Source organism: Oleiphilus sp. HI0066, assembly GCF_001635725.1.
In genome coordinates, this window is the sequence record NZ_LWFH01000824.1 from 1 (window position 1) to 838 (window position 838).

Consider the following 838-nt stretch of genomic DNA (forward strand, 5'->3'; position numbering starts at 1 on the left):
ACGAGTTGCATCGCTTAGGTAGGGCGGGTGTGAGCGTTTGCCATTGCCCTTCATCCAATATGGTGCTTGCTTCTGGGATATGCCGAACCCTTGAATTGGAGGAACACGGTTCGCCAGTCGGGCTGGGTGTTGATGGATCTGCATCTAATGATGGCTCAAATATGATCCAAGAAGTACGACAAGCCATGTTAATCAATCGACTGCGTTATGAGGCCGATGAGGTGACGCACTTTGATGCCCTCCGTTGGGCAACGAAAGGTTCAGCGTCTGTTTTAGGACGTTCTGATATTGGAGAGCTCGCAGTTGGAAAGCAAGCGGATATTGCCTTATTCAAATTGGATGAGGCACGATTTTCTGGAAGTCATGATCCTCTTGCTGCACTCCTGTTATGTGGTGCGCACAACGCGAATGCAGTGATGGTCGCTGGTGAGTGGCGAGTATTGGATGGTGGTTTGGTAAGTGGTGATCTATCGGACTTGATATCGAGCCATTCAAGTTTGTCGAAGCGACTTGTTAGTGACTATTAATTGATTTCTTGCGTGAAATCAGAGCAGTGAAGAGTTGGCGCGTCACTACTCTTTGATTGGTTTTAACTGGACTTAATACATTAAAAATGTGTCGTAGTCTCTCGAGATATAGAGTGCCCAAGCGGCTGCGAGCATAGGAAATGCTGCAAAGAAAAGCATGTTGTTCCAAGGGTCTATATACTTAGAGAAGGAGATAACGGTAGACTCTACATGAATTAAAAGTATGAGCCTTTAGGCGAGACGCTTTTTGTAGGCTACTAAAAAGCCAAACGCAAAGATTAGATGGAGCACGGCAACGATCACTAAAAGGT

Annotated in this window: 1 protein-coding gene; it reads left to right on the plus strand. The window is 46.1% G+C overall.

The genetic code is table 11. The annotated features are described in order from the left end of the window. Nucleotides 1–527: amidohydrolase family protein (locus A3738_RS09730; protein WP_156504163.1), on the plus strand; the 527-nt coding region annotated here is incomplete at its 5' end. Nucleotides 528–838: the final 311 nt, after the last annotated feature.